Raw genomic sequence first — 1,533 nt, forward strand, 5'->3', positions numbered from 1 at the left:
ATATTGAAAAAAATATTTTATACAGGGATTTTCCTAGGATCTATTCTGTTAGCTGGATGTAGTCCTAATGAGAAAACAGAAGTACAGGGACCAGCAAAAGAAGAGAAAACGAAAGAGGCAGCTAACGATCAAGAAGTACACGTACTACCGATATCCGACACTGATAAAGAAGTCATTTCAAACACCCCTTTAGAATTGACACAAAATCAAAAAGAAACCTACTACAAGCGATATGCTACAATCATAGAAGATATAAATTCAGAGGTTCCAGACGCAGATTTGGAACTTGTTCCGTTTGAAGAATTTAAGTCGGACGAATGGGTTACACTAGATGACTTTAGACAAATAGCATTTGATATGGCCACTAACGAATGGAAAATGGTGCGTTAGTACCGTAAGAATTCTGCCCTTTGGCGGAATTCTTACATATGATTCTACCCAAGATTCCACTATATAAATACGAGAGAGGATCGACTTTCTCCTCCCCCTTATTGAAGTAAAGCACCCGTTAGTTCAAGAAAGATAAAATTAGAATCCAAGGGATTTCTCTACTTCTTCACTTGTCTTTGGTAATTCCATTCCCTTTTCCCAAATTAAAACTTTATCTTTTGGCGTACCGTAATAAATTGTTTTTACTTCTATACCCCTGTATTCTTCTTGTTCTTTAATATCAATAAAATCATACCCTTTTTCTAATGCATAAGGAGGCTCTGCTTCTTTCTTTACTATCGGTCGTAGTGGAGTTATATAAAAATCCCCTTCCTTGTCCATATCATATTTTATTCTATTTAAACTATATCCATCGTTTATCTCGGCATAGTATACAATCTTCCCATCCTCCATTTGACTGATATCTCTAATTCCCACTACATCTGTGGCAACACTGGTGATTTCCCATTTGAATAAGCCGACGTATCCCAGAATAATAATGCTCATTAATAATGCACTTATTAGTCCACCTTTAATAAAGGCTTTTAATCGTACTCTTTTCCACGCAGTAGAAATGTTTTTTATAACATTGCCATCATTTCTATTTTCTATTATTTTTTTCTCGGGAATATGAACTTCATCTTGAATTCTCTCTAATTCCATTTTGCAGTTATCGCAATACGAAAGATGTTCTTCCACCATTCTCTTACTATCATTACTACAAACATTGTCGTAATACAACGGAAGCATATCTTGAATTACTTCACAGGATATTTTACTCATTACTACTCCTCCTCTAACAAGTCTTGTATTTTGCGTTTAGAACGGTGAAATGTGACTCTCGCCCAACTTTCTGTTTTCTCAAAAAGCTCACTTATTTCTTTAAAGGAAAGCTCTCCAAATACTCTTAGTGTAAAAACTTCTTTGTAAGGCTCTTCTAAATGATGCAAGACCTTATGCAAACGAAAAGTCTCTTCTTTGTTTAATATCATTTCTCCAATACTTTTTTCACTTGCTTGTTCTGGTATTTCATCTGTAACAAATCGCTTTTGCTTGTCCAGATAGGTAAAGTAGGTATTCTTAGCAATTTGACAAAGCCAAACA

General features: G+C 35.0%; 3 protein-coding genes. 1 reads left to right on the forward strand and 2 read right to left on the reverse strand.

Going from position 1 to position 1,533, the window contains the following annotated elements:
* On the forward strand, positions 1-390 hold a 390-nt coding region (locus tag AC06OU_RS06170; RefSeq protein ID WP_475854666.1), incomplete at its 5' end, for a hypothetical protein.
* Between the two features lie 138 nt (positions 391-528).
* Here the strand turns inward: AC06OU_RS06170 and AC06OU_RS06175 are convergent.
* Together AC06OU_RS06175 and AC06OU_RS06180 are read right to left on the reverse strand one after the other, a co-directional pair.
* The gene (locus tag AC06OU_RS06175) at positions 529-1,212 is read right to left on the reverse strand and encodes a zf-HC2 domain-containing protein (protein WP_475854668.1); all 684 of its coding nucleotides are present in this window, start codon (positions 1,210-1,212) and stop codon (positions 529-531) included.
* 2 nt (positions 1,213-1,214) lie between these two features.
* A partial coding sequence (locus AC06OU_RS06180; RefSeq protein ID WP_475854670.1) for an RNA polymerase sigma factor occupies positions 1,215-1,533 on the reverse strand: 319 nt, incomplete at its 5' end.

It is taken from the genome of Psychrobacillus sp. (genome assembly GCF_056205495.1).

Coding starts and splice junctions, on each gene's coding strand:
- AC06OU_RS06175 (WP_475854668.1), bottom strand. CDS start 1,212: ATGAGTAAAATATCCTGTGAAGTAATTCAAGATATGCTTCCGTTGTAT.